Here is a 23,896-nt window from a genome sequence, read left to right on the forward strand (position 1 = left end):
ATAAAAGGATTTCTTTGACACAAGCTATCATCCTGTCAATAAGAAATCCTTTTCCTTTTATTCCAATATTATAAAGAATACCCTTTTATAGTCTTAATATTTCACATCTTTTAAAATATCGCAAAAATCAAATGTTGCAAAATAATCTTCTGGTGTCTCTTTGCGGCGGATTAATTGAGCTGAGCCATCTTCCTTTAACAAAACTTCAGCTGACTTTAATTTTCCATTGTAGTTATAACCCATTGCAAATCCATGAGCTCCTGTATCGTGAATCACCAAATAATCTCCAATGTTGATTTTAGGAAGCATTCTGTCGATTGCAAATTTATCATTATTTTCACACAACGAACCTGTTACATCATATTTAAAATCACAGGCAGCATCTTCTTTACCAAGAACGGAGATATGATGATACGCTCCATATATGGCAGGACGCATCAGATTTACTGCACAAGCGTCTACTCCAATATACTCTTTGTAAATATGCTTCTGATGAATTACCTTTGTAACCAGACAGCCATATGGTGCCAGCATAAAGCGTCCCAGCTCTGTGAAAATAGAGACATCTCCCATTCCATTTGGTACTAGAATTTCTTCAAACGCCTTTTTCACGCCTATACCAATTTCCATAATATCATTTCCCTCTTGATCTGGTTTGTATGGAATTCCCACACCGCCAGACAGGTTGATATACTTAATATCTGCACCTGTTTTTTCTTTTACTTCTACGGCTAATTCAAATAAAACCTTTGCAAGCATTGGGTAATACTCATTTGTTACGGTGTTGCTTGCCAAAAATGAGTGTATACCGAAATTTTTAACACCTTTGCTCTTTAATATTTTAAATCCTTCTATTAACTGTTCTTTTGTAAATCCGTATTTTGCATCCCCTGGATTATCCATGATATCCGTTCCCAGTTTGAAAAACCCTCCTGGATTATATCTGCAAAAAATGGTTTCTGGAATTCCACATGTTCTCTCCAAAAATTCAATATGCGTAAAATCATCTAAATTAATAAATGCACCTAATTCCTTTGCTTTTACATATTCTTCTTCTGGTGTTACATTGGATGAAAACATAATATCCTTGTTTTGAAATCCAAGTGCCTCAGACATCATCAGCTCTGTCATGGAAGAACAGTCTGTTCCACAGCCTTCCTCCTGTAAAATTTTCAATAAGAATGGGTTTGGCGTTGCTTTCACTGCAAAGTATTCCCGAAATCCTTTATTCCATGAAAATGCCTCCTTCAACTTTCTTGCATTTTCCCGGATTCCTTTTTCATCATATAAATGAAATGGTGTAGGATACTCCTTTACCAGCTCTTCTACTTGTTCTAATGTTACAAATGGTGTCTTCATATATTTGTTCCTCCTTGCATTTCCAATAGTTTAATTTCATTTTTTAACATTTCTTTGAATACATCTATTAGATTTTTATTTTTTGAATACAGACAGGTTGCATTATCTCCTTCTTCCATTTCACCAGTTAAAACCTCTATAGAATCTACGATAATACCTATTTGTTTTTCTCTCCTGACATTATAATAAGTTGTCACCGATTCTAAAGAAAAACCTTTTTTGTCTGTTATTACTACTACCTTTAAACCCTTTCGGGACAATTCCCGCAGCTGTTCTTCTAGAATCCCAAGCAGTGACTGTCCAACAGACAGGTACACTCTCTTCTCCGCTCTGTCCAACATATTTTCAATTTGATTTTTAATATGCTTTTCACCCTTTATTGTAATATACCCATCGCTTTCTATGCGGGGTTCCGGCGCAAGATGAAGCAGTCTTTTTTGAATTCTCTGCAATTCACGTATTTTATTATTACTGAAATTCTCCACATCCACTGCCATATATTTTACTACAACACCCTCTATTACATAAGCAGCTCCCTTTTCTACCAGACCTGCAAGGCCATTATATGTGTTGGAACGCGAAATACCTGTCAGCTTAGCCGTTTCATATCCGCTTGACTCGCCATTGGTCAGAAGAGCAACATAGATAGAAGCTTCCTGTCTTGTCAATCCAAAATTCGTGAGTAGTTCAATGAACTCCATAAATCCAATACCTCTTTTTTAGTATTTCCTTTTAGGAACACTATAATATATACCTTGAAAAAAGTCAAGCACCCGACTAGTAAATTTTATCATTACCAGTAAGATGCCTGACCATCTATGTAAAAGTATTTTTATTGAAATAACTCCACAATCTCTTCTACCGTTTCTTTTCCTTCTTTAATATTTAAAAACATGTAGCAGTGGCAGAAATCCTTTTTAATGTGATATTCAATATCAACCCTGTCTTCCTCTGAACGTTTTTTCAAATGACGCACATATGGATATAGCACGTCTTCTTTACTGCCATAAATATAGGTCTTTGCCAAACCTTTAATATCCCCATACAAGGGACTTACCATATAATTCTTTCGATCTTTTATTGGTCCTGCCCACCATTTCCCTATTTCAGGAAAAGCATCATATGCTAAAAGGAAATCTCTTTTCTCTATTTCTCGAATTAAATTGTAATCTTCTTTTTCCGCATCTGCCAAGCTAAGCATCGGAGATAATAGCACCAAACGCTTTGGCTGCATAATGTTTTTCGCTTTACAATATTGTGCAAAAGACAAGCTGATGCCTCCACCTGCGGAATCCCCAGCAAAAATAATTTTTTCAGGCAATATGGTTTCCAACATTTCTCTGTATATCACTTCCAGCATTTCCATTGTTTCCAGGCAATTATGCTCAGGCGCTAATGGATATCTTGGAATAACTGCCGTTGCACCTGTCTTTTCCAAAAAATTAGAGAGCTGCTTCCAATGTGTCTGTGTAATATCTAAAACGCAGCCTCCTCCATGGGTATATAAAATATACTTGTCGCTGTGTTTCACCTTAGGGCTCATATAATAATATGGGTATCCCTTATAATCCCGCACCTGCAAATCAAACATGTGCTTAATCTTTTCATTTGGCTCTGAATTTATACCTTTCCTCACACGTTTTATCTCGTGAACCAGTTCATCTCCTTTACTTCCAAACATCTCTCTGGTTCCCAGCCTTTTAAAAAATAACTTTAAAACTTCATAACTAATTCCCATATGTATCCTCCTTATGTATTTTTAGCATGTGCTAATTTATTTAAGTAAATTTATATCCTCATCAATTCTCTGATTTCTGTATTATGCATATTATTATTGTAACACAATTACAAACTTTTTCAACTTTTAATTGCAATTTTGCACTTTTTATACAAAATTTATCTTTAAGAATGTAAATTTAAACATTAATGTTTTTATGGAATTTTGTTACATGCTATGATATAATACCTAATTATTAGTTTCCCACACATGTGGGCTTTTTTATGGTTATGACTATGTTACTGCCTTAAAAATATAAAGGAGTTATTAAATGGATCAATATAATGGAAGTCAAATTGTTGTATTAGAAGGTTTAGAAGCAGTCCGCAAGCGCCCCGGCATGTACATTGGCAGCACAGGGCAGAGAGGGTTGCATCATTTAATATGGGAGATACTGGATAACGGGATTGATGAACACCTTGCTGGCTTTTGTTCTGAAATTACCATTGTTATGCAAAAAGATGGCGGAATAACCATTGCGGATAATGGACGTGGCGTTCCCGTGGATCTCCATCCAGCAAAAAAAATTCCTACTGTCAGAGTTGTGTATACTATTTTACATGCGGGAGGCAAATTTGGTGGTTCTGTATATAAGGTTTCAGGTGGTCTTCACGGTGTCGGTGCCTCGGTTGTAAATGCTCTTTCTGAAAAAATGCTGGTAGAGGTAAAACGGAATGGAGAAGTTTATCGTGATGAATATGCAAATGGTGGACATCCTGTCACAGCTCTGGAAAACGGACTTCTTCCTGTTGTTGGAAAATGCAGAAAGTCTGACACTGGTACACGGGTAACATTTTACCCAGACCCCCTCATCTTTGAAACAGTTGAGTTTAAAGCAGATACCATTAAGAAAAAATTAAAAGAAATTGCTTTTTTAAATAAGAATTTAAAAATTGTTTTTATGGATGAAACCGCTGGCACTACTGATGTATATCAAGAGGAATTTGGAATCAAAAGCTTTGTAAAGTACATTAACCGGGATACAGATGTTTTGCATGATGAGGTTATATATGTAGAAGGAGCAAGTGGTGACATTGAAGTAGAACTTGCTTTTCAATATACAAGCAGCTACAGCGAACAGATTAATGCCTACTGCAACCGGATTAATGTTGTGGACGGTGGTACTCTTGTTACTGGTTTTAAAATGGGATTGACAAGAGTCATGAACCAGTACGCCCGGGAACTGGGAATTTTAAAGGACAAGGCAGAAAATTTTGACGGCAGGGATATTCGAAATGGTATTGTTGCCATTATTTCGATTAAGCATCCTGACCCTCAGTTTGAAGGACAAACGAAAACAAAGCTAGGTAATACAGATGCTAAAAGTGCTGTAGATGATGTGTTCAGCACACAAATACAGCGCTATTTCGATAAAAATGTAGATGTGCTGAAGAAGATTCTGGAAAACTCCATGAAATCCTATAATGCAAGAAAAGCCAGTGATAAGGCCCGTACTGCTGTACTAAAGCAGTTAAATGATGTGGACACCCGGAGCAAGCTTGCCTCCTGTTCTTCAAAAAAACCAGAGGAATGTGAAGTTTACATTGTGGAAGGGGATTCAGCCGGAGGCACTGTTAAGACGGCTCGAAACAGGAAAACACAAGCTGTTTTACCTTTACGGGGCAAGATTTTAAATGTTGAAAAAGCCACACTGGAAAAAATTCTTATTAATAATGAAATTAAGTCAATGATTGCATCCTTTGGCTGCGGAATCGGTGATGAGTTTGATCTTAGTAAATTGAAATATGATAAAATTATTATTTTAACAGATGCCGATGTAGATGGGGCACACATTAGTACACTGCTTTTGACCTTTTTCTATCGGTTTATGCCTGAACTAATTCACGAAGGGAAAATTTACCGTGGATTGCCGCCTCTTTATAAAGTGGAATATGAAACTTTCTCTGAGGATGGCAAGAAAGGAAAAGGGAAAAAGAAAAAGTCGGAATACTTATTTAACGATTTTGAATTGGAGAAATTCAAAAAACGTCCTGGGAATAAAATATTACATGTGCAACGTTACAAAGGTCTTGGTGAAATGGACGCTGAACAGCTTTGGGAAACCACCTTAAATCCAGATACAAGGGTTCTTGCACAAGTGACAGTTAGTGATACCGTAGAGGCTGATGACATCACAACCACCCTTATGAGCAGTAATGTTCCTCCCCGCCGTGCATTTATAATGGATGAAGCCAAATATGCAAATCTAGATATCTAGTTTAAGCACTTTAGGAGGAAAAAGGTTGACGAAAATGAAATTGTAGAAAGGAATACCATCTAATATGAGTAAAACTACTGAAAATATAATTCAACTGGATTTTTCGGAGGAAATGCGGAATTCCTACAGGGATTATGCCATGAGCGTAATTATTGCACGTGCCCTTCCAGACGTAAGGGATGGCTTAAAACCCGTACAGCGGAGAATTTTATACGCGATGAAAGAGCTTTCCTTGTTTCCGGACAAACCACATCGAAAAAGTGCCCGTATCGTTGGTGATACCATGGGTAAATACCACCCTCACGGTGATACGTCTATCTATGATGCACTCGTTCATATGTCTGAAGATTATTCCCTTCCAATTCCTTTGGTAGACGGTCATGGGAATTTTGGTTCCATAGATGGGGATGGTGCTGCTGCCATGCGTTACACCGAAGCACGCCTTTCTGCTGGTGCTATGACCATGCTTGATCATCTGGAAAAAGGTCTGGTAGAATTTGTACCTAACTTTGATGAAAGTGAGCGTGAACCCTCTGTACTTCCAGCTATGATTCCAAATCTTCTGATTAATGGGACAACTGGCATTGCAGTAGGTATGGCAACTAATATTCCACCGCACAATCCTGCCGAGGTAATCGATGGCGTAGTAGCCTATATGGATAATCCCTCCATCTCTCTTGATGAACTTATGAATTATATTAAGGCACCAGATTTTCCTACTGGTGGAGCGATTATCAATGCAGACGATTTAAAAACTATTTACCAGTGTGGTGAAGGACGCATTAAAATTCGAGCAAAAGCAGAAATTGAAACTAGTGACAACGGCAGAAAAAATATTGTGATTACAGAAATACCATATACTGTTGCAGGGAATAAAACAAAGCTGGTTGAAAATCTAGTTTCTCTTATGAAAGATAAGGTTTTTGATGAAATCTATGATGTCCGGGATGAATCCTCGAAAGAAGGAATCCGGATTGTAATAGAAGTAAAGAAGGATCGCAATATTGAAAACCTAATGAATGGGTTATATAAAAAAACTGCCTTGGAAGATACGTACAGCATTAATTTGCTGGCAGTAAAAGAAAAACAGCCCATTGTATTTCATCTAAAATCCTTAATTGAGGAGTTTGTTCAATTTCAGGAGGAATTATATACAAAGGAATATGAGCATTTACTTCACAAGGCAAATCAACGATTAGAAATTGTAAAGGGGTTAATCCGTGCTACAGATGTAATTGATTTGATTATTGAAGTACTAAGAGGCAGTTCTTCCATTAAGCAGGCAAAGGAATGTCTAATCCACGGGGTTACTGCTGATATCCGTTTCAAATCAGAAGGTTCCAGAAAGGAAGCCTCTGCTTTTGATTTTAGTGAACGGCAGGCTGATGCTATATTGACCATGCAATTAAGCAAATTAATTGGACTTGAAATTTTAAAGCTTCATGAAGAAAGTGATACTTTAATTGCAGATATAGAACATTACATGAAAGTTCTGGGAAGTAAAAAGGAACTGTACAAAGTAATAAAGAGCCGGCTGAAAACATATCGAAAGTTGTTTTTTAGAGAAAGAAAAACTCTTCTCATGAATACTGAATTGGCTGAATATATTGAGGAAGTAAAGGAAGAAGACTTATATATCCTAGTAGACCGTTTTGGCTATACTAAGTCTATTGACTCTGCCAGCTATGCACGTTTAAATGAGGATACCTTAAAAGAGTTTACACACTCCGTATTTATGAAAAATACAGATAAGCTCTGCCTCTTTACTGCTCAGGGTAATATGTACCAGATTAAGGCAATGCAAATTCCTAAATGTAAAATTCGTGACAAAGGAACACTAATTCACAATTTATGCAAGCTTGGTAAAGAAGATGTTTTAGTTTATCTATCCTTTGAGGCATTGTTTGAATCCCAGCTTTTAATTACAACACGGCACGGCTATATAAAATTGGTATCTGGCGCGGAATACGAAACCAACCGCTCTGTAGTTGCTGCCACCAAATTAGAAGATGACGATTGTATGACAGGTATTACGATACTGTCTGGTGCACAGATGCTGTCGGGAAACATGAAAGTAATTCTGCTCACGGAGAAAGGGCTTTCTTTGGGATTTTCTCTGGATGAAGTAAGTGAATTAAAGAAAAACAGCCGAGGTGTCAAGGCAATTACTTTGGAACCTTCTGATTACGTCTGCTATAGTAATGCTTTACCATCTGACCAGGAAATTTTTACTTATCAGGACAAGGTATTGAAGGCAAAGAAGGTGAAACTGCGAAAGCGAGGTGCAAAAGGACAACGGGCTCAATTGGAGTAACTATATTTTAGGAAAGGATGATAGTATGAAAAGAAAAATACTTTTGAATCTGATTTACCTGCCACTTTTTCTTTGTGTGCTTTTTTTATCAGATAGTATGGTATATGCCGCAGATACACAAACAATTCAGTTGAATCAGGAAATTTCAGACTCATTGACTACTAACAGTGATGAGAACTGGTATACTTTTACTTTAGAAGAAAGTGGCGTTCTTTCTCTGGAATTTTTTCATGAGACTATAAATTCCGAAAGCTGGAGCATCACTTTATATGATAAAAATTCCCTGCCTGTTTTTTCATCCTACAATGATAAAACAAAGCTGGTTTCTCCTTCTTATGGACTTTCCGAGGGCAGTTATTCCATAAAAATAACTTGTCCTTATCAATATTCCACATACACAAAACAGACTTACCATTTGAAGGTCAGCTTTACCATTACAGATACCTGGGAACAAGAAGGAAACAATGTTTCTTCTGATGCAAATGCCATAAAAGTGAATAAACTTTATTCAGGCAATTTGTATAACAACCAGGATGAGGACTGGTTTTCCTTTGCCCCATCAAAAAACGGCTGTTTTTCCTTTGATTTTTTACATGAAGCAGCTGAGGCAGACAGCTGGAGTATTACTCTTTACGACTCTGCCATGTCGCCTATAAAATCCTTTTACAGCAGCGCTGCCACAGACTCTACTTCCTGCTACGGAATTTCCAGCGGTACTTATTATGTGCATGTGACTTGTCCTTACAAATATACTACTTATACAAGCCAGACTTATTCTATTCGTGTAAACTTCAAGGTCTCTGCTGCTTATGAATCAGAATCAAATAATAGTTTTTCCACAGCTGATGTAATAAAAACAGGAAAAGCTTACACTGGAAATTTGTATGTAAATAGTGATATTGATTATTATAAATTCACCGTTTCAGCAAATGGATCATTCTCATTTCAATTTTTAAATGCTTATGAGGATAGACACGCCTGGAAAATTACTCTTTACAAAAAGGACAAAACACCTATTTTTAGTTATTATAATCGAAATACCGCACTGACTTCTACTAAAATTGGGTTAGCCAAAGGAACTTATTACTTTTCCGTATGCTGTCCTTATCAATATACCACTTATTCAGATGCTTCTTACCAGATGAAATTCACTTTTAAGAAGTCAAGTTACTGGGAAAGCGAGGGAAACGGCAGTTTACGTACTGCTGATACCATTAAATTAACCAAAAGAACCTCCTCAGTAACCGGTTATATATATGGCAATTCTTCTTCTAATACCGATAAAGATTATTATACATTTATGGTTTCAAAGAAGGGCCAAACCACCATTACATTTTCACATAGTGTATCGGAAAATGTAACCTGGAAAATCTTAATTTATAACAAGAAGGGCAAAAAAATTACTGAACTGAACAACCAGACGAAAAGCAGCAGCAAAACCATAACCTTATCCCCTGGAACCTATTATGTAAAGGTAGTAACATCTTCTTCAACTTATTCCTGGACACCCTATAAGGTTTCTATAAAAACCAAGTAAAATACCTTTATTTCATATAAAAAGAGGCTCCCTCGAGCCTCTTTTTATATGCCTATTATATTCCGGATAATGGTATACACAATTAAATAGAAAACCATAATCCATATAATAATATTCTGTGCAAAACTTATTTTCTTTTTCCCTGTTTTTATGTATCCATATAATACCCAAACCAAGAGAACAAAAAGAAATGGTAACAAAATGACTACTCCAATATTATAGTGAACCGCTTCTTTCGGTTTACCCTGTATAAAAGCCATCATCATTCTGGTACTTCCGCACCCCGGACACCTTTTCCCTGTTATTTCATAAAAAACGCAAGGGATGCTGATTCTTGTTAACTTAATAAAAAACGCATAGAGCAATCCAATTAAAGTAAGGATTCCTATTCTTTGCACCACTCGAAAAAATCGTTTTTTCATTTCTCTGATGTCATACTAATTATGCTAATTTATTTAACTCGTTTTGAGCCAAGCAATATGAAATGATACTCAATCCAAAAATAGTAAGCACTAGATATAACACACCTGTATTAGCACTAGTCACTCCACGGCTTGCTTTTGCCATATCAATTCTATCGCCTAATTTATACATCCAGTAGATAGTATAAATTCCACAAGTAACGATTGATAATAAAATTAATAAACCGCCTGATACTCCTGTATCCTTTGATACTATCTGCGAATCGCTGTTTAAGCAGATCATCCAGTATAGTCCATAGATTCCACAAGTAATAAGTGTTAAAATAATACATAGCGCAATGTTTCTTTGTGTAATCATTTTTCACTGTCCCCTTTATATTTTTTTTATTATTTTTTTACTTTTTTATAATAACTTATTTATGCTATACTGTCAATGATTTTCCATATTTCTAAAGAAACATTTCCCTACAAATTTTTTTACCCGACTTTGTTTTAAAAATCTTTTCAAATGCGATTTTAACAGCCTTTTCTTCTAACTGATCTTCATACATATTTACAAGAAAATCTGCTTCCACCAAAATCTGATAGTCCTGTCCTGTAATCTCGTTATAGGTATGGTGATGTCCTACTAAGTAACATACTCTATCAATTATCTTAGTGGAATATCCAACCCTTTCTAATAGCTGCCTGGCAGCTTCAGGACCCTCCTTTTCCTGAAGCTTTCCATTGCAATTTCCGTATTTTTCTTCACAAAGCTTAATTCCGATATCATGTACCAGTGCTGCTGCCTCTAATTGCTCCAGCACATCAGAAGGCACTTCCTCCAGTTCCCCTATTAATTTAGAAAAACTATGTACCTTAATAAAATGCTGGATCCGCTTTGGATCTCCAGCATAATATTTTATCATCTCACTCATCAGTGTATTTATCATTCCATATCCACCCTTTCCTTCTCCATTAAAACACTACAACCAACAGCATCTTAAATTTTTCTTCTGCATATACAGCATGTGGATGTCCTGCTGGCATTACGATACTTTGACCTTCCTCCAGCCTGAATTTTTTATCATCAATTGTAATCTCACCAACCCCATCCAGGCAAACTACAAAGGCATCTCCTTTTGACTCATGGCTGCTGATCTCTTCTGTCTTATCAAATGCAAATAACGTCATACTCACATTAGAATTTTGAATTAAGGTCTTGCTCACTACTTGATTTTCCATATATGCTGCCTGCTCTTTCAGCACCAGTACCTCTGCTTTTGAAATATTTTTCATTATCTCTTTCATTTTGTGCCTCCTATCAAAAATTTTATAAATAAAATATAACAAATGTCAATATGTTTTTCTGTAACGTATGTTACACAGAAGGTTTTTTCCATTTATTGTTCTACATTATTTGCATGATTATATTGACTTATTCATGACGGTAAATATAATTAATTAGGTCACTAAACAAAAGAGGTTACTAGAGAGGAAAACTATTATGAAAAGCATTAAAACAAAATTAATCTCACTATCAACAAGTTTGATTGCATGTGTTATTTTAGGTCTTAGCACACTTGTACTTATAATGGCTTCAAAGGCTTTAGAAAACACCGCCAGTAATGTAATGAATTCACTGGCAGCAGAAAGCTCCAAATTAATTGAAAGCCGTATTAAGGAGCAGTTAACTATTTTGGAATTGATTGCATCCAATACCACACTTACAGATTCTACTGTATCAACTACACAACAATTGGCTTCTATTTCTGCATTTGTTGAAAAATACCAATATAATAAAATGGGAATTGCCAGCTTAGAAGGCAATATAACTTATACCGATCATTCCAGCGGAAATATTTCTGAACTAGACTTTTTTAAAAATGCTGCCGCAGGAGTATCTACTGTTTCTGATCCCTATATGAGTGATGCTGATGGCATAGTTGTTGTATCCTATGCCGTTCCTATTATGAAAAATAATACCGTAATCGGAGTACTGACATCCACAAAAAATGATTCTGAAATCAGTAACCTGGTCAATGATATTACCTTCGGAAAAACGGGCCGGGGATTTCTCCTTAACAAGCAAGGAGTTAAAATTGCCCACTACAACCAGGAGCTTGTTATAAATATGGACAATGATTTTGTAAATGTTGAAACAGATAAAAGCCTGACCCAGGTTGTGGAGTTAGAAAAAAAGATGGTGAATGGCGAGACTGGTTCTGGAAATTATGTATATAATGGTGTAAAGAAATTTATGGTTTATTGTCCAGTCAATGGTACAACCTGGTCTCTTGGTATTGCTGTCCAAAGGGATGAGCTGCTATCCGAACTAACTGAATTAATCCAGATAGGATGTGTATTTGCTGCTGCTTTCTTAATACTTTCTTTTTTTATTGTATATTTTATTGCCAGAAATATAACCAATAGAATTCAGCTTGCAACAAATTACATTTTACCAATGTCTCATGGTGATTTTTCTTGTACTATTTCTGAGAAACATCTTTGTATGAAAGATGAAGTCGGACAAATGCTGCAGGCTGTCCATACTATGCAGCAGTCCGTAAGGGATATGCTGAAATCTATGACCGTCCATTCCGGAGAGATTGACGCTGATGCCCAAAGCTTATCAGCAGTTGCACAGCAAATGAGTTCTTCTTCTAATGTTGTGGCCGCCTCCATACAGGAAATCACAAAAGGAACTATTACACAAACAGATTCTCTTGTATTAATTGCTGATAGCTTTAACGAATTCTCCAATGCCATTGAAAAAATTTCAGATGACATAAAAACAATAGACCAGCACACCCAGGATATTATGACATTATCTGCTGACAGTAATAAAAATATGTTGGATTTGGCAGGTTCTGTACAGAATACAAACCAGACCTTTTCTCAATTTAAAACAGGCATTATGCGATTAGGTGAAAATATTAGTGAAATACATGAAATTACAAATTTAATTAATGAAATATCCGATAGAACCAATTTATTATCCTTAAATGCTGCTATTGAAGCTGCAAGAGCTGGTGAATCTGGAAAAGGCTTTGCCGTTGTTGCAGAGGAAATCCGGAAACTTGCTGAGCAGGCCAAGGAATCTTCTATTGACATTTCCGCATTAATTGCTACGATTTATAATGAGAATACACAAATGATTCAGGCAACGAATTCTGTTGGCGAAGAATTTTCAAATCAGACCAGCGTCATTCATAATACAGTTGACTCCTTTAATCGTATTGTGAAAGCAGTAGAAGAAGTGCTTCCAAACATTACAACAGTCAACATTGCAGCTGAAAAAATTAATGTAGAAAAACAAGATATTTTAAGAAAGGTGGAAGATATTTCTGCAATTTCAGAAGAAACTTCTGCTTCTACCGAAGAGATATCTGCTTCTTCTGAGGAGATGGCCAGTTCTTCGGAAAATGTAGCAAATTCCGCCAGCAATCTAGGTGCTAATACTGCTCAGATGATGACGGAAATTAAGAAATTTAAATTGTAATTCTTCCTTATCCCACTCCCCTCAAAGTCTATTTCTTTGACTTTGAGGGGTTTTTCTATTGCAAATTACATATTATTCTTCTAAATGTCATAATTAAACACTAGTTATTCTGTCATTTTTTTGATATAATTGTATTCACCCAGTCAGCACTTTTATTTTCAAGACGCAGGATACTTTAAGAAGCATAGTGCTAATACTTAAAATATTTTAAGGAGTGAACAATTATATGAAATCAATCAAGACTAGATTAATTGTCGTATTTACATTAACGATACTGATGGTCGTTGGACTGTCAGGAGGGATTACCATATTATTAATTCGTAATAATTTACTAGATAATGCACATTATGATTTAAAACTAATTGCAAATGCAAAAGCAGAATATGTAGACATGAAAGTACAAGAGCAACTAAGTTACTTGCAAGGATTGGCACAAAATCCACTGATAAATGATCCGAATGTAACACATGAAGAAAGAATTGCTTTTTTTGAAGCAGAAGCAGAACGAGCAGGCTATCTTGCCTTTGCACTGGCGGATTTGAATGGAAACAGTGTAACACTAAACAGTTCCGGAGATACATTGAATATTAGTGACAGAGAATATTATAATAAAGCACTGAATGGTGAGGCAAATGTATCGGATATTCTTATAAGCCGTGTTACTGGTGAACCAGTAGTAATTTTTGCAACTCCCGTTTTTCAAAAGGGAACATTGTGTGGCGTATTATACGGAAGGAGATCTGGTACGGTTTTAAGCGAAATTGCTTCTACATTTAAATATGGAGAAACGGGTTATGGATACATGGTTAATACTTCTGCAACTCTCGTTGGCCACCCTAATTCTGATTTAGTATTAGAACAGCTCAATGCTACAGAGGAAGTTCGAGAAGCTACCAGTCCAGAAGGTTTCTCAGAGTTATTTTCAGAACATATTTCGCTAGGGAATGTGGGAACAGGCAGCTACAGTTTTCACGGCGAAAAACTTCTTTGTGGATATGCACCGATTCCAAATACACCTTGGTTTATGATTTTGGTTCTTTCTAAAAGTGAAATTTTTCATGAAATAAACACTATAGTATATACATTGGTCGGTCTTGCTATCTTAATGACTATTCTGGGAACAGTCACTACCTACTTTGTTAGCAGGACAATTGCCCGGCCAATTGTTATGGTTACAAAAGTGCTTGAGAAGCAGTCAAACTTAGATTTTTCGCAAGAGGAAGATGCTCAGACTGAGAAGTTTAAGAAACGAAAAGATGAACTTGGACAAATGATAGTATCTCTTCATACCATGCAGCACAATGTCCGGGATTTAATTATTAAAACTTCAGACTCAGCCCAACAGGTAGCGGCTTCTTCTGAAGAACTTACTGCCACTACTGAACAAACTGCACTTGCGGCAGAACAAGTGGCAAAGACCATTGAAGAAATTGCACAAGGTGCCACCACACAGGCAGCTGACACAGAGACCACAGCTCTCAATGTAAAAGAACTTGGGGATTTACTTGAGCAGGATGCGCTATATCTTTCAGAACTGAATAAGGCTGCTATGGACATTAACCATGAAAAAGAAGAAGGCTTTCAGATTCTTAAAATACTGATTGATAAGTCAAAACAAAATAGTGAAGCATCCCATTCTGTATATGATGTTATTTTAAGTAATAATGAAAGTGCAGAAAAAATTGAGAGTGCAAGTTCCATGATTCAAAGCATTGCAGACCAGACTAATTTGTTAGCTTTAAATGCGGCGATAGAAGCGGCAAGAGCTGGTGAGGCTGGAAAAGGCTTTGCGGTAGTTGCAGAAGAAATTCGGAAGCTTGCTGAAGAATCCAATAATTTCACAAGCGAAATCAGAACTGTAATTACGGAATTAAAATCTAAGTCTGAAAGTGCTGTCCAGACAATTACTGACGTACAGCAACTCGTTGATTCTCAAAATGAAAGTGTACAAGAAACAGAAGAAAAATTCAAAGGTATTGCAGAAGCAATTGATTTAATTAAAGAAGTCATTGAAAAATTAAATGCTTCAGCAAAGCTTATGACACAGAATAAAGATAAAATTATTGAATTGACTCAAAATTTATCTGCTGTATCCGAAGAAAATGCTGCTGGGGCACAAGAATCCTCCTCTTCTTTAGAAGAACAAACTGCAAATATTCAGGATTTGGCTACTTCTTCAGAAGGACTGGCAAATATTGCTCAAGAACTACAGCTATTAATATCCAACTTCAAATTTTAATTTCTTAGGAGTAACTAGTTATTCATAATTAGTTACTCCTATATATATTGACACTGAATATATATTTCTGCCTCTGTATAAGGAAAGCCTTCTATTACAATTGCCGTATATCTCATAAATATAATTCCAGGAAATAATTCCATTTTACCTTTTTTGATTTTTCTTTTCGAAAAATTATTGTCTGTATTAAAATAAAATCCATCTGGGGACAATTCCAGATGTGCTTCCATCTGTTTGCAACTTATATTCATTACTGAAATCGTAAATAAAGAGCAATTGGAGCAATCAAAAAGTATTTTTGCCTTTCCCTCCTGTGTCAACATAATTCGATAACGATAGGAACCAAATTTACCCTTTTTTTCAAACCTTGCCATTCTTATAATTCCATTTCTATAAGTTTCGTCATAATTAAACTGCTCCACTCTATTTGAAATATGAGTATTAAAGTCTTTCATATTTATTCTTCTCCTCATCTAATGACATTTAGCCGAACATTACAAACTAATATATTGTATTCCTAATATTGTTGTTTGTTGACTTTTTATGGTCTTTTCAAATTATTACAAATAAATCACCTTTTCATATATTTTTCATAACATAATATTGCACATGATGTAATATTAATTTTTATGAAAGAGGTAATACTATGAATAATTTAATTTTTAATAACACTGCATCCGAATTAAAAACTGAAATTTATGGTTCGAACACCACTGGCGATTCTCAGATTTTAGCTGTTGCCGATTCCGGCGAATTGAAAACCTTACTGTATGCAGTTGATGATGCTTCTGTTATTACTCCATTAGAGGTTGACGACACTGGAAGCTTACGTGTTAACCTTACAAGCAGCTCTAACCTGACAGTTGAAAGTAACTTCTACGATACCGTTTCTGTTACAGATGCTGTTGTTGGCTTAACAAGTGTTACAGTCCTTGCTGATAGTGAAATCTCCAAATATAAAGTTGCTTCTATGTTCTTATACAATGTGGGTACCGGTAATATTACCGTTGCATTAAATTTAAGCCCAACTACAACCCAGACTTATTATATTCCTGATGATAAATATGGTTCTATCTTGCTTGCTGAAGGTACTAGTACCATTATTGAACTGCCTACTCATGCTCATTATGCAGAACTTGTATGCATTGGTTCTGATGCAGCTGGTGCACTGACAGCTTATGTAAATGCACAATCTTAATCTACTTTAGAATTCACCTGCATATATTAGTTTATGAATGTTCTTATCATGTCATAACTAATAGGAGTTGATGAATTCATATGAATCGAGAAAAAACAGTTAGTCTCTGTATGATTGTAAAGAATGAAGAAAACTATTTAACAGAATGCCTAAATAGTGTGAAGGGTATTATTGATGAAATTATACTTGTGGATACCGGTTCTACCGATAATACCCTTCTCATTGGTGAAAGCTTTGGAGCTAAAATTTTTCACTACCAATGGGATAATAATTTTGCCAACGCACGAAACTTTTCCATTAGTAAAGCCAGTTCTGACTGGATTTTATTATTAGATGGGGATGAAATTTTTGATAGAAACTATTTAGATGATTTTATTCAATTAATTAATGAATCTCCTTATGATGGATATCTGTTTACCATATATAATTATACTGGTCATCTAAAGGACAAAGATTTTTCTATTCATCATGCATTTCGTCTATTAAAAAATCATAAAGGCTATACTTTTAAAGGAGCCATTCACGAGCAAATTGTATCTTCTGATCAGCAGGTAACTAGTCTTCCTTTTGAAGCCTCTCCCATTGTTATTCATCACTACGGCTATCTGATTGACGTAGTGGCAGAAAAAGATAAACGGGCACGAAATATACCCATTATTGAAGAACAGTTAAAAGACGATCCCGAAAATGCTTTCTATCTATTTAATCTAGGAAATGAATATTTGGCAGCACATCAGCTTGAAAAAGCATTTGAAATTTATTCGTTATCACGCCAGCATTTATCTAAAAACCCTGCCTTTGCACCTTATTTGTATTATAGAATGATTATTTGCTGCACCATTTTAAAGAGAAATGAAGAAGCCATTCTTTTGGCAGATGAAATACTTACACAATATCCCTCCTTTACGGATATTGTATACTGCAAAGGTATTCTTTTTTTTAACATGCATCAGTATACTATGGCACTGGATACCTTTGACCAATGTATAAAAATGGGACCTTCCCCTCTTCTGCTTACCTTTTTAGATGGCTGCTCCACTTATAAACCATATCTGATGAAAGCAGATATTTACCGGCGCTTAAATGACTTAGACAGAGCAATCTACTGCTTTTCCCAGTCCTTTTACTTAGACAAAAAAACGCCTCAGGTTTTATATGATATTGCTGCACTGCTGCATAAAAAACACAAGGAAGAAAAGAAAACTGCGGAAGAACTGGCTCATTATTTATCTGATTCCTTGCCAGATTCTGTCCTATATATCGATATTTTAATATCAGAACAGTTATATGAAACAGCTAATGAACTGCTTCAGCAGCTTAGCCGTACACATCCCTCTTCTGTTGAAATACTCTTTTTAAGAGGAAAGCTTCATTTCTATTTACAAGAAAATCCACTGGCAATTGATTGCTTTCAACAAGTACTGGATATCAGCTGTACTAGTGAAATATTAAAGGATATCGACTTGGAAAGCTTGAAATATTTGTTTACTCTAAATCTTATGGAACAGCAGGATAAACTGGATTCTCTTATTCAGCAAATAGAAACAAAGGGTACCCCAAACCTTTTAAAAATTTATCAGGAAATTTATAATCTTCATTTGGATAAAAAAGACACTCTTTTTACAGAAGAAGATGACCCTGGTATCTATCTGCCACTTATTTTTGATTTTCTGGATAAATTGTTAAAAATAAAATCATTTGATCTTTTTGAAAAATATGTTTATTTATTAAACAGACTGGAGACTAATGTAGTATTATTAGAGTTAGCCCGGCTGTATGAAAAGAATGGCTATCAAGAAATGGCACGTAAAACTTTTATTAAATCCCTTCGGGATTTAGATGTGATAGACATTCGTTCTTTAGATTTTCTGGCAACCATGTACTAAAGCACAGAATTTTTCTTATAATGATAAACAATATAAGAACATGAACCTTATTTTTTTCATATTATGACATTAAATAAACTAATTTGCAAGGAAAGTCATATGAATAATTTTGTATTTAATTCTAATCCAGAGACTTTAAAAGTCCTGCTTTATAGCACGAATAATGGGGAACCTATTTCCCTTATATCTGATAATGATGGTATTCTCTACGTGAAAAACCTGAATACCAATGACGAAACTCAGAATATCCCACTTACTGCCTTTCGGGAAGTACGGGTTGCTACATTGACTCCTGCTGCTGGCTGGACTTTTAATTATAATATAAATCCTAACCTAATCACAAGCACTACAACAGGTTCTGGAACCGTAACCCAAAGCAATAGTAGAGCCATACTTCAGACAACTGCTGCTGCCTCCTCCAGTGCTTCCATTCAAACAATCAATGCCTTGACCTATACTCCTGGTATGGGTGGACTTGTCCGATTTACAGCAGTTTTTACTACAGGAGCAGCTGGAAGCACACAGATTATCGGCATAGGTGATAGCTCGGATGGATTTTTCTTTGGATATAACGGCAGTTCCTTTGGTGTCTTAAAAAGAAGGCAGGGTACGGATGAATGGATTTCCCAGAACGATTGGAATAAAGATAAAATGAACGGCACTGGTCTTTCAGGTGTCACTCTGGATACCACAAAGGGCAATGTTTATTCCATCCGTTACCAGTGGCTGGGGTACGGAATAATTGAATTTTATATTGAAAACCCTTCTACTGGAGATGCCATCCTTGTCCACCGGATTCAATATGCCAATGCCAATACGGAACCAAGTATCTATAATCCAACACTTCCTGTCTATGCTAAAGCAGAAAACACTACCAATAATACCAATATTACCTTGCAGACTCCTAGTGCCATGGCATTTGTAGAAGGCCAGCCTAATACGATAAACAGTATAAGGAACAGTATATCTGCCTCCAAAACAGGTGTCACAACTGAAACTGCCCTGCTGACAATTCAAAATAAAACCACCTACGCAGCAAAGACAAACCGTGTCCGAGTTAAGCTGGATTTTGTTTCTGTCAGCGTAGATGGTTCAAAAAATGCCCAATTTCGTCTGGTTAAAAATGCAACTCTCAGCGGAGCCAGCTATACCGATATTTCAACAAGTACCAGTGTTGTAGCTTATGATACAACTGGAACCTACACCGCCAGCAGTGGAAAATCCTATCTTGCCTTTCAGTGTGCCAAAACGGAATCGCTGCAATTTATGCTGGATAGCTTGAATCTAATTCTTGCTCCTGGTGAAACCTTAACTATTCTTGCCTCATCCAGTGCGACTACAGAGCCTTCTGTTTCTGTCAGCTGGCGAGAATTATTTTAACTTTTTTACTCCAGTTCAAATGCCCCTGTGTACAGCTGATAATATTTTCCTTTCTCAGAAATTAGTTTATTATGGCTGCCTCGTTCAATAATCTGTCCTTGTTCCAGTACAATAATGGCATCCGAATTTTGTACCGTAGAAAGCCGGTGAGCAATAACAAATACTGTCCGTCCCTGCATTAATGCATCCATTCCTTTTTGAATAATAGCTTCTGTTCTTGTATCAATACTAGATGTAGCCTCGTCCAGTATCATAACGGGAGGATCTGCCACAGCGGCTCTTGCAATTGCTAACAGCTGTCTCTGTCCCTGTGACAGATTTCCTCCATTTCCAGTAAGCATCGTCTGATAACCATTGGGAAGCCTTTGAATAAAATCATCTGCATTGGCTAACTTTGCTGCTCTGTACACATCTTCCTCTGTTGCATCTAAATTTCCGTATTTTATATTCTCCATTACCGTTCCAGTAAATAAAAAAGTATCTTGTAACACAATACCAAGAGAACGTCTTAAATCACTTTTCTTAATTTTATTAATATTAATTCCGTCATAACGTATTTTTCCATCTGCAATGTCATAAAAGCGATTGATTAAATTGGTAATAGTTGTTTTACCTGCACCTGTAGCACCAACAAAAGCAATTTTCTGTCCTGGCTGAGCATATAAAGAAACATTTTTAAGTACTATTTTATTTTCTGCATAGCCAAAGTCTACATCAAAAAACTCTACTTTTCCCGTTAATCTGGTATATGTTACGGTTCCATCTTCATGAGGATGTTTCCATGCCCAGATTCCAGTCCGTTCTGCCGTTTCAACTAACTCTTCCACTTCTTGTCTGGCATTTACTAGAGTTACATATCCTTCGTCTGTTTCCGGACTTTCATCAATCAGCTCAAAGATTCTGGATGCACCTGCAAGTGCCATAACAATTGCATTTATCTGCTGTGACATCTGATTAATCGGCATAGTAAAGCTTTTAGTCAATTGAAGAAATGCTGCGATTCCCCCCAGAGTCAGTCCACCTACATGATTTACTGCCAAAGCACCACCTATCATGGCAATCAATACATACTGTAAATTCCCTAAGTTTGCCATAACAGGCATAAATATATTGGCAAACTTATTAGCCTGATAAGCCACCTCATTTAATTCATCATTTCGAACATCAAACTCTTTCTTTGCTGCTTCTTCATGGCAGAATACTTTGATAACCTTCTGACCATTAATCATCTCTTCAATAAATCCATTCAGGTTTCCAATTGCTTTCTGCTGTTTTCTAAAATATACAGCACTGTTACCAGCAATCTTTTTGGAACATGCCATCATCAACCCAATGGTAATTAGTACAAAAATGGTAAGATAAATGCTTGTAAAAAGCATGGCTATAAAAACAAACAAAATAGTAATTAAGGAAGAAAACATTTGCGGTATGCTCTGGGCAATCATTTGTCTCAACGTATCGGTATCATTTGTGTAATAGCTCATTACATCACCATGAGTATGGGTATCAAAATATTTAATTGGAAATGTCTGCATATGCTGAAACATTTCATCACGTATTTTCTTTAAAATTCCCTGTGCAATCCCCACCATAATCCAGTTATAGGCAAAAGAACAAAGGATTCCTATTAGATAAATTGCAGCCATTAAAGTAATCGCCTTCCATAGTCCATCAAACACTGGATTTGCCTCCAGTAATAGTGGGGAAATATACTTATCAATTAGTGTTTCTAAAAAAAGCGAACCTGCCACACCTGCTGATGCACTTAAAATAATACAGACTAATACCATCCCAAATGTTACTTTATACTGGTTCAAATACAGCAACAGACGCTTTATCGTTTTTCTCTCTGGTTTTGCTCTATTCATTCTGCATACCCCCTTTCACCTGTGACTCATATACTTCTCGATAAATCGGATTTTCTTTTAGCAGCTTGGAATGGGTACCAATTGCATTAATCCTGCCTCCATCTAACACAATAATTTTATCTGCATTTTCTATGGATGAGATTCTCTGGGCAATAATAAACTTTGTTGTATTGGGAATTTCTTCTATAAATGCTTTACGTATCATGGCATCTGTTTTTGTATCAACTGCACTGGTTGAATCATCTAATATTAGTATTTTAGGCCTGCTTAACAATGCTCTTGCAATGCATAAACGCTGCTTTTGTCCTCCTGATACATTGGTTCCCCCCTGCTCTATATAGGTGTCGTATCCGTCTGGAAAGCTTTGTATAAAATCATGTGCCTGTGCCAGCTTACAAGCATGTATCATCTCTTCCTCCGTAGCGTTCTCTGCTCCCCAACGAAGATTTTCTTTGATAGTCCCAGAAAAAAGCACATTTTTCTGTAGCACAACGGCAACCTCTTTACGCAATGTTTCTATATCATAATCTCTAACGTCAACACCACCTACTTTAACAGAACCGCCTGTAACATCGTAAAGCCGGGGAATCAGCTGAACCAGACTGGTTTTTGATGAGCCAGTACCTCCAATGATGCCTACGGTTTCTCCCGATTTAATTTCTACATTAATTCCAGAAAGGCATAGCCTGTCTTTATCCTTTACATAACTAAAATCCACATTTTGAAAGGATACCGAACCATCCTGTACTTGATATACAGGTTGATCTGAATTACTCAGATCGCTTTGTTCGTCTAAAATTTCAACAATACGCTCCGCTGAAGCACGGGAAATAATAATCATAACAAATACCATGGATAGCATCATCAGACTCATCAGTATCTGCATGGCATATAATATAAGACTCATCAACTGCCCAGTTGTTAATTCACTTCCCCCAGATAATACAATTACCCTTGCACCAAACCATGAAATAAGCAGCATACAGCTATACATACAAAATTGCATTAGTGGCATATTAAATGCCAATATTTTCTCTGCTTTTGAAAAATCCTTATAAATATTTTCTGAAACCTTTTCAAACTTATTGATTTCAAATTTTTCCCTTACATAGCTTTTGACTAAACGAATGCCATATAAGTTTTCCTGCACTACAGTATTTAACTTATCATAGACTTGAAATACATGCTTAAAGACTGGATGGGCGGATGACACAATCAAATAAAGACCAAACCCTAATACAGGCACTGCTGCTAAAAAAATCAGTGACAGCTTAGCATGAATACTAAATGCCATTGTCAAAGAAAATATAAGCATAGCCGGACTGCGTACAGCAATCCGGATAATCATCTGAAATGAATTCTGCACATTTGTTATGTCAGTTGTAAGTCTTGTTACAATACTTGCTGTAGAGAATTTGTCAATATTGGAAAAGGAAAAATTCTGTACATTATAGTAAATATCATGTCTTAAATTCTTGGCATATCCAGCCGATGCTTTTGCCGCATACTTGCCAGACAATGCTCCAAAAGAGAGAGAAAGTCCACATAAAGCTACAAGTAAAATACCCGTTTGCAAAATATAGGACATGTTCCCCTTATCAATCCCCTTGTCTATCAGCTTTGCCATAAGCAACGGGATAATTACTTCCATGATTACTTCCATGGTTACAAATACTGGTGCAAGTACAGCAGCCTTCTTATACTCCCTTACACTCTGTGCCAGCTTTTTAATCATAATCTTGCCTCCTTTGTAAATTGGTTCCCAAACCCTTTTTTATTTTGTTTATCATAGTTAAAAATTGCCTTCTTTCTTCTTCCGTAAGACTTTGATTGATTTGATCCTCTAGCATTTCAATTGCATCCATATGTTTTTTATGTAATTCAATTGCCTTTGGCATAAGTACCAGCTTCTTGCATCTGGCATCATGAGAACCTGTTTTTCTTTGAATCAATCCTTTTGTTTCCATTAAGGTTAGTATGCCTGAGGCACTGGATCGATTAATACAAAACTCATATTCAATATCCTTCTGGTAAATATCACTATTTTGATTTTCATAAAGAAAACCAATGATCCAATGGTGCATAAGAGTAAGTTCCTTCTCTCCATTTTCCCGAATCTGATTTGTCATTTTACGACGTATTTGATTTTCCAAGGTTCTTAATTCAAAACCAATCCTGCCTTCATGAGTCATTTTTACACCTCACAGTTTTTCCTCT

Annotated in this window: 19 protein-coding genes; 8 read left to right on the forward strand and 11 right to left on the reverse strand. The window is 36.1% G+C overall.

The window, feature by feature from the left end:
• Nucleotides 1–93: 93 nt before the first annotated feature.
• From BM305_RS01875 to BM305_RS01885, 3 genes are all read right to left on the reverse strand, one after another.
• Nucleotides 94–1,359, reverse strand: coding sequence for a diaminopimelate decarboxylase (locus tag BM305_RS01875; protein ID WP_092558991.1), 1,266 nt, complete (start codon nucleotides 1,357–1,359; stop codon nucleotides 94–96).
• Nucleotides 1,356–2,060: a TrmB family transcriptional regulator gene (locus BM305_RS01880; RefSeq protein ID WP_092558992.1), complete on the reverse strand. Its 705-nt coding sequence runs from the start codon at nucleotides 2,058–2,060 to the stop codon at nucleotides 1,356–1,358. Before BM305_RS01880 ends, BM305_RS01875 begins: the two co-directional genes overlap by 4 nt.
• A 131-nt stretch (nucleotides 2,061–2,191) precedes the next feature.
• A complete protein-coding gene (locus BM305_RS01885; protein WP_092558993.1) occupies nucleotides 2,192–3,097 on the reverse strand; it encodes an alpha/beta hydrolase fold domain-containing protein in 906 nt (301 codons plus the stop codon).
• Between the two features lie 310 nt (nucleotides 3,098–3,407).
• Between BM305_RS01885 and BM305_RS01890 the strand changes: the two genes are divergently transcribed.
• From BM305_RS01890 to BM305_RS01900, 3 genes are all read left to right on the forward strand, one after another.
• A complete protein-coding gene (locus tag BM305_RS01890; protein ID WP_092558994.1) occupies nucleotides 3,408–5,354 on the forward strand; it encodes a DNA gyrase/topoisomerase IV subunit B in 1,947 nt (648 codons plus the stop codon).
• 64 nt (nucleotides 5,355–5,418) lie between these two features.
• Nucleotides 5,419–7,668, forward strand: coding sequence for a DNA gyrase/topoisomerase IV subunit A (locus BM305_RS01895; RefSeq protein ID WP_092558995.1), 2,250 nt, complete (start codon nucleotides 5,419–5,421; stop codon nucleotides 7,666–7,668).
• Nucleotides 7,669–7,693: 25 nt separating this feature from the next.
• On the forward strand, nucleotides 7,694–9,205 hold the full coding sequence (locus tag BM305_RS01900) for a T9SS type A sorting domain-containing protein (protein ID WP_092558996.1): 1,512 nt from the start codon (nucleotides 7,694–7,696) through the stop codon (nucleotides 9,203–9,205).
• A gap of 44 nt (nucleotides 9,206–9,249) precedes the next feature.
• Here the strand turns inward: BM305_RS01900 and BM305_RS01905 are convergent, their stop codons facing one another.
• The 4 genes from BM305_RS01905 to BM305_RS01920 all read right to left on the reverse strand — a co-directional run bounded on the left by BM305_RS01905 (nucleotide 9,250) and on the right by BM305_RS01920 (nucleotide 10,917).
• Nucleotides 9,250–9,627, reverse strand: a complete 378-nt coding sequence (locus BM305_RS01905; protein ID WP_092558997.1) for a DUF2752 domain-containing protein — start codon at nucleotides 9,625–9,627, stop codon at nucleotides 9,250–9,252.
• Nucleotides 9,628–9,646: 19 nt separating this feature from the next.
• The gene (locus BM305_RS01910) at nucleotides 9,647–9,985 is read right to left on the reverse strand and encodes a DUF4234 domain-containing protein (protein ID WP_330393398.1); all 339 of its coding nucleotides are present in this window, start codon (nucleotides 9,983–9,985) and stop codon (nucleotides 9,647–9,649) included.
• 91 nt (nucleotides 9,986–10,076) lie between these two features.
• Nucleotides 10,077–10,544 carry an HD domain-containing protein gene (locus BM305_RS01915; protein WP_242940426.1) on the reverse strand — a complete coding sequence of 156 codons (468 nt, stop codon included), beginning with the start codon at nucleotides 10,542–10,544 and terminating at the stop codon, nucleotides 10,077–10,079.
• A gap of 40 nt (nucleotides 10,545–10,584) precedes the next feature.
• Nucleotides 10,585–10,917: a cupin domain-containing protein gene (locus BM305_RS01920; RefSeq protein WP_092558999.1), complete on the reverse strand. Its 333-nt coding sequence runs from the start codon at nucleotides 10,915–10,917 to the stop codon at nucleotides 10,585–10,587.
• 196 nt (nucleotides 10,918–11,113) lie between these two features.
• On the opposite strand from BM305_RS01920, the gene BM305_RS01925 reads away from it, so the two are divergent.
• Both BM305_RS01925 and BM305_RS01930 read left to right on the forward strand, forming a co-directional pair.
• Nucleotides 11,114–13,108: a methyl-accepting chemotaxis protein gene (locus tag BM305_RS01925; RefSeq protein WP_092559000.1), complete on the forward strand. Its 1,995-nt coding sequence runs from the start codon at nucleotides 11,114–11,116 to the stop codon at nucleotides 13,106–13,108.
• Nucleotides 13,109–13,334: 226 nt separating this feature from the next.
• Nucleotides 13,335–15,347, forward strand: a complete 2,013-nt coding sequence (locus BM305_RS01930; RefSeq protein ID WP_092559001.1) for a methyl-accepting chemotaxis protein — start codon at nucleotides 13,335–13,337, stop codon at nucleotides 15,345–15,347.
• 38 nt (nucleotides 15,348–15,385) lie between these two features.
• Here the strand turns inward: BM305_RS01930 and BM305_RS01935 are convergent, their stop codons facing one another.
• The gene (locus BM305_RS01935; RefSeq protein ID WP_092559002.1) at nucleotides 15,386–15,802 is read right to left on the reverse strand and encodes a DUF6385 domain-containing protein; all 417 of its coding nucleotides are present in this window, start codon (nucleotides 15,800–15,802) and stop codon (nucleotides 15,386–15,388) included.
• Between the two features lie 191 nt (nucleotides 15,803–15,993).
• On the opposite strand from BM305_RS01935, the gene BM305_RS01940 reads away from it, so the two are divergent.
• From BM305_RS01940 to BM305_RS01950, 3 genes are all read left to right on the forward strand, one after another.
• A complete protein-coding gene (locus BM305_RS01940) occupies nucleotides 15,994–16,545 on the forward strand; it encodes a DUF6385 domain-containing protein (RefSeq protein WP_092559003.1) in 552 nt (183 codons plus the stop codon).
• Between the two features lie 80 nt (nucleotides 16,546–16,625).
• Nucleotides 16,626–18,431: a TPR domain-containing glycosyltransferase gene (locus tag BM305_RS01945; protein WP_092559004.1), complete on the forward strand. Its 1,806-nt coding sequence runs from the start codon at nucleotides 16,626–16,628 to the stop codon at nucleotides 18,429–18,431.
• A gap of 99 nt (nucleotides 18,432–18,530) precedes the next feature.
• Nucleotides 18,531–19,811: a hypothetical protein gene (locus tag BM305_RS01950; RefSeq protein ID WP_242940427.1), complete on the forward strand. Its 1,281-nt coding sequence runs from the start codon at nucleotides 18,531–18,533 to the stop codon at nucleotides 19,809–19,811.
• Nucleotides 19,812–19,816: 5 nt separating this feature from the next.
• Here BM305_RS01950 and BM305_RS01955 read toward each other — a convergent pair whose 3' ends face one another.
• From BM305_RS01955 to BM305_RS01965, 3 genes are read right to left on the reverse strand one after another with little or no spacing between them, the layout of a single operon-like run.
• Nucleotides 19,817–21,679, reverse strand: coding sequence for an ABC transporter ATP-binding protein (locus tag BM305_RS01955; protein WP_092559005.1), 1,863 nt, complete (start codon nucleotides 21,677–21,679; stop codon nucleotides 19,817–19,819).
• On the reverse strand, nucleotides 21,672–23,414 hold the full coding sequence (locus BM305_RS01960; RefSeq protein ID WP_092559006.1) for an ABC transporter ATP-binding protein: 1,743 nt from the start codon (nucleotides 23,412–23,414) through the stop codon (nucleotides 21,672–21,674). The genes BM305_RS01955 and BM305_RS01960 overlap by 8 nt, the downstream gene beginning before the upstream one ends.
• Nucleotides 23,407–23,871 (reverse strand): MarR family winged helix-turn-helix transcriptional regulator, encoded by a 465-nt coding sequence (locus BM305_RS01965; RefSeq protein WP_092559007.1) that lies wholly within the window; start codon nucleotides 23,869–23,871, stop codon nucleotides 23,407–23,409. Before BM305_RS01965 ends, BM305_RS01960 begins: the two co-directional genes overlap by 8 nt.
• Nucleotides 23,872–23,896 lie beyond the last annotated feature (25 nt).

The organism is Anaeromicropila populeti, assembly GCF_900112775.1.
Classification (GTDB): domain Bacteria; phylum Bacillota; class Clostridia; order Lachnospirales; family Lachnospiraceae; genus Anaeromicropila_A; species Anaeromicropila_A populeti.